This is a genomic window from Sulfurisphaera sp., assembly GCF_059755235.1.
In genome coordinates, this window is record NZ_DBPRYF010000042.1 from 1 (window position 1) to 5,243 (window position 5,243).

The window sequence follows — 5,243 nt, forward strand, 5'->3', positions numbered from 1 at the left end:
AACTTGAATATGACTGCAGGGATAAAAAGAAGAAATGAAAGAGAAGGATAGTTAAGATTTGTTACAAATCCACCAGTTGTATAAGGTGTACCGTAAATATAAGGAGAAAGACCAAAAAATTGATAGACGTTACTAGTTAATTCCGGATTGTAAGGGTTTAGACCGTGAAGAAATAAATAAGCTGAATAATAATCAATCATCATCTCATCAGTACCGAAAGGAGAAGCAAGTTTTGTCATAAGACCAACTATTAAGACGGAAATTAAACCTGCAACATCCATCCTTCGCTTAAGAACACCAATTATTAAAACAAGATATAAAGCAAGGAGAAGTAAAACGTTGCGGGAGAAGTAATAATACTCAATAGGTGCAATAAACATTTCTGAATAAACAATAAGACGGAAGAACCTAGTATCGGCTTTAAAGAATAAAAGTAAGCCTGCAAGGAAAAGAAAGACAACTATAAGAATGTCGCTCCAAAGTGTTGGATAATAAAAAGTAGAGAACAAGAGCATAGAAGCCCATATAAGAATTTGAGAAACGTTAGAAGAAATCGAAGAAACGTACTGTTTTTCCATCGCTCTTATTTCAAATCAAGTAAATTTAAAAGTTTTCACAAGAGAAAGAGCGTAGACAAGGTATTTGATTATATTGCATTATACATATTAATTGCTTTTCACCCTGTTCAAATTCAATTTAGCGATTTTTAGTATTAAATTATTAATAACTACATTATATGAACCCTAATTTTTAGCTAGTCTATCCATATAAACATATCTATATTATCATAGTTTACAAGCTTATTTCTTAGGATTATAAACACTAATTACATATATAAAAAATCTTTACTTAGCTATTTCTACTGAATCTTTCTTTTCGTTTCTCTTATGTTTGTTTATCTTGTGCCAAACTAGAAGTTCACTTCCCATATAATTTACTATAAAACCAAAAATAATCTATATAATGCTAGCTAATAAATAATGCAAACCTAAATGAGTTAACAGAATAAGTGTTCCTACGTTAACAGCCAAACCTGTAATAGCTACTCCGTTGTATCTAATGAGCCTCTGAAACAGACTACCCTCACGTCTTAATTTAAATGTCCATTTATCATTCAGCATAAAATTGGATAGGAAAGAGAGCTCTATAACAATAATGAATGATATGAATAGTGATCTAGTTAAAGAGGATAAGATATATAAAAATAATTCATTATTGAGTATATCCTGTTGTGCTATCTATATCACTTATAGTTATTGGGGAAAAATATTTCCACAGAATCATAAAGATAAAAGTTAGTCCCATCATTGCAAATATGAAATCATCCCATGATATATGACCAAACACTGACGAAATCCCAGAAACTCCTCCCTGAAACGCAACACGATGTACATTAGGATTAATATTATATAACTGAAAGAAATAAGAATTAACATTATTTGTATTACCAGGTACATAGAGAGTATTATTAATTAGATAATCACTTTCAAGTACTTGTATTTTCACAAACGCATATATAGCTAAGGATAAGGACAATAATGTCAAAATTAGAAATATACGTTCGAGCTTCTTATCATGAGAAGTGTCATCAGCAAGCTTCGGGATAGCTCCCTCCGATATAAATACCCCAAACACCGCTAAAATTATCGCCCCTACCAGAACCTCACCGTAATTGAGAAAATAAACGTTCGGAGCGACTTGAGTCCAATCCGGCATATTCCAAAAATCTGTAATAGCAGCGACCCTCTCAGTGCTCCATGGGTATCCGATAGCCTCAAATCTGCAAGGTCCTAACTGATAGTTTGTATTCATGGCAAACAGTTCCCATAATATAACGATAGTACCTATTGAACCCATTATAAATAATGCTTCTCCTAATGCATATTTCAATTTATGTATATTCATTTTAAGCTCTCCTCCTTGTTACCGTCCATTTCTGCTCTCTTATAAGCAACCCCTTCAAGGTAGCATAAGCGTATACAGCAGCTAAAGCATAAATCATTAGAAACGCAAACATAACATCAGAAAGAGTAACTCTCATACCCTCTATTTTAAACCCTTCAATGTAGGGAAAAAGCCACGAACCAGAAATAAAACTCAACACTAACACATTTATTATTTCTGGGATGAAAATCGGCACATATTGAATCGACAGAGTAACAGCTAATGAACTTAGTATAACGATCGAAGGAAAATAGAATAGTCCTTGATAAATAAGCCCAATCTTTTTCTTAAAGCCAATATGCCTCGATTTAATGAGAGAAACAAAGTGTTTTCTGAAATCAGCAATATTGCCCTCAGCCCATCTCACCTGCTGCTTAAAGAACCATTTAATGTCCTGCGGAATTGCACATTCTGCATATAGCTGACCCGTAACATAGGGCCTAAAAGTACCTTTGATATAACCCCTAAGCGAGATCTCCCAATCCTCTGTTATGGAAGTATGATCAAATTTTTCTTTAGATAACCAGTTGTAGTCGAATATTGATACACTACCTGTGAAGATTCCCCCCAAGCCTACCTCATTCCTAGCCGAGTTTATATAAATGCTTGTAGCTTGAGATGCCCTGTAGAACCTTCCAAATAAACCATATGTTCCTAAATTATGTCTCTGATGACCAATAACAGCATTGCATTCAGGGTGTTTTTTGATGATAGATACAGCTCTCTTTAGAAAATCACGTGGTGGACGATGATCAGCATCCATAATGACTACGTAATCTGGTTTGTAAGGTTCTAAGAGGGGAAGGACATAATTTATTGCAGCTCCTTTTCTGCCTTTACGCAACTCTTTAGGTCTTACGAAATGGAGAAAACCGTATTTATCGCAAGTCTGTCTTAGTAGCTCACTAAATCCCTCGGAAGCGGAGTCATCAACTACTGCAACTTGAAAATTCGGATAATCTATCTTGGCATAATATGGAAGGGAATTAAGGACAGAAGGGTCGTCTCTGACTGGGATAATTATAATTACTTTATCGTCATATTTATCAAGGAACTCAATAGGTTCCTCTTTTGGTCCTTTTAGATATAAATAGAAACTAATAGAAGCATATAAAAGAAGTATTGAGTATACGAAGATATTGAATATAAGAAAAGGCCAATAATTATTCATGTACTCCACCTTTTCAATCTAAATTTGTATTTCTTTTTTCATTCTTCATAAAGATGCAACAAAGTAAATAAATAAATAGAAATTTAAAAACTCTTGGTTATTTTGGGCTCTGTAGAAAACCTTAAAATAATAAAAATAAATATAGAATCATTTATCAAGATTATTCTTCTTAATTATATGTTACAATTTTTAATCTAATCTCATTTTCAGCTAGTTCTGGAATTCTTAACCTAACAAAGGACCTGCTCTTCCTTTTTATTATTGAATGTACTGTTTCAACTATTGATCTTCTTTTGTATTCTTTAGGCAAATGCCTTTTATCATTTTTCTGTTTTTTCTTTTAGATATATTGGAACATCCCATTTCTTGCAAATGTTATAGCTGAGAAGTCATGTTTTTGATAGTAACGTGGTTTCCTTCCGAATCATATCCCTTACTACCAATGATGATTCAGAACTTACCAACTATTTTCCCATTCATATTTTCTAACGTCTTCTCGAACTCCTTTAAATCATGAACACAAAAATATACATTATATAAAATAATTATCTGTAATTTGTCATCAACAAGTATTGTTGCTTTAACGTATTTTTTCTCTCTTTCATTCCAAAATCGTTAAGTCTCTTATCATAATAAAAACGACAAATAATTCTGCCTAACATTTTATTATTTCGTCATGAGAAAGCTATTAGTTAAAAAGTTGCCATAAGAGAAGAGTTCCCAAAGTACACCTGCACAGCATCTTATTATTCATGATATCATATAAAACTAAGATTAATTAAATAAAGTTCGCTCTTCTCGTTGTAGATTAAGACCTATAAGAGGAACTAGTTTATTTAATTAAACTATTAAAGCTCAAACTAACTACAAAGATACGTAGACTTAGGAATAGAGGGGCTAATTACTACTTATTTTTAATTATTTTTAATTAAATACTAATCAAAGTTATCATTATATAAAAGAACTAGTAATTTCGACGAGAAAGTTAATGCGTCTTCAGCTTTTAGAGCATACGATTTTTCTAGCTTCCTCTATCAGCTGCACTACTTCGTCAAACCTTTCTTTGAACCCTTCTTCGCTTAGATTATCTTCATAAAAGTTAAAATGAAGTATTTGCCCCTTGTCAAGCAATTCTCTAAAAAGTTTCTTATATCTTTTCTCTACGTTATTAGAAATAAATCTGTCCATTTCGCCAGCACTCCAGTAAATTATTCCCACTCTCTTCTTAGCTACAAAGAGTTTAATTAAAGCTGTAATGGCTCCCCAAATTTTCTCTCCTGCTTGTTTCCTATCACCCTTCTTTTCTAAATCTTTAGCTTCATTATAGTATTCCTCAAACATCTTCTGATATTTTTCAATACGTGAAGAAGGTGCCTTGCCTGCATTCTTTATCTCATCAACCACATCATCCACACTCCAGCCAGACTCTTTAGAAATTTCTTCGATCCATTGAAGGTCTTGAGTATTAAGCTTTTCTCCTTTTGCCAACTTCTTATGAATCTCTACTACTTCTGGCCAATCTTTTAGTTCTTCGGTAAGTGACATTTTATCAAGCAAGTTCAATATCTCACTCTGCAAATAAAAACATTAGAGCGAGGAGTGTATATCCTTAACTTAACGACAAAAACACTAGAATCCTCATTATTAAACGCTAAGCTAATAAAACAACCCTGAAACATTAAAAATCTCATTGACCTTGGAAGATTAAAGACAGAAGTTAATTATTGTTACATCATGAGTTAAAAGAAAATGGCTAATCAGCCATTGTAAAATTACTTATATATACTGCTGATACTTGAAAGGTTTCACCTTGATTTAGAGTAATTAGAATAGAATACGTCTTGTTTAACTGCAAGTCGGGTTGAGCAGAAGCATTAAATGGTATAATCAAAGTGTTTTCTCCATTTGAAAGGCTAATCTTATTTTGGTCTCCGAAATTATACTTATAACTGGTATTCAAGATTGATGCACTAACTAGAAATGCATCACCAAATTTACATTCGCTGACATTTACTTTAATTATTGCTATTAGCTTTCCTTTATCATATTTTAGCACTCCACCATCTATTTGAGAAACAGTTAACGTACCACTGCAATTAGGGGTTGACAAAAAGTAATAAGAAAGAGC

At 32.7% G+C, this 5,243-nt stretch carries 5 protein-coding genes and 1 pseudogene; all 6 read right to left on the bottom strand.

Annotation, left to right across the window (positions count from 1 at the left end; translation table 11 throughout):
* Window positions 1-578 (bottom strand): annotated as a pseudogene (locus AC3OCB_RS06665) (hypothetical protein); the annotation flags it as partial.
* A 378-nt stretch (window positions 579-956) separates the two neighbouring features.
* Window positions 957-1,238: a GtrA family protein gene (locus AC3OCB_RS06670; protein ID WP_498341562.1), complete on the bottom strand. Its 282-nt coding sequence runs from the start codon at window positions 1,236-1,238 to the stop codon at window positions 957-959.
* Window positions 1,213-1,905 carry a hypothetical protein gene (locus tag AC3OCB_RS06675; RefSeq protein WP_498341558.1) on the bottom strand — a complete coding sequence of 231 codons (693 nt, stop codon included), beginning with the start codon at window positions 1,903-1,905 and terminating at the stop codon, window positions 1,213-1,215. Before AC3OCB_RS06675 ends, AC3OCB_RS06670 begins: the two co-directional genes overlap by 26 nt.
* A 1-nt stretch (window position 1,906) precedes the next feature.
* Window positions 1,907-3,115: a glycosyltransferase family 2 protein gene (locus tag AC3OCB_RS06680; protein ID WP_498341559.1), complete on the bottom strand. Its 1,209-nt coding sequence runs from the start codon at window positions 3,113-3,115 to the stop codon at window positions 1,907-1,909.
* 996 nt (window positions 3,116-4,111) lie between these two features.
* Window positions 4,112-4,693 carry a PaREP1 family protein gene (locus AC3OCB_RS06685; RefSeq protein WP_498341560.1) on the bottom strand — a complete coding sequence of 194 codons (582 nt, stop codon included), beginning with the start codon at window positions 4,691-4,693 and terminating at the stop codon, window positions 4,112-4,114.
* Window positions 4,694-4,868: 175 nt separating this feature from the next.
* Window positions 4,869-5,243, bottom strand: a 375-nt coding sequence (locus AC3OCB_RS06690; RefSeq protein ID WP_498341561.1) for a DUF973 family protein, incomplete at its 5' end; no start/stop codon positions are given.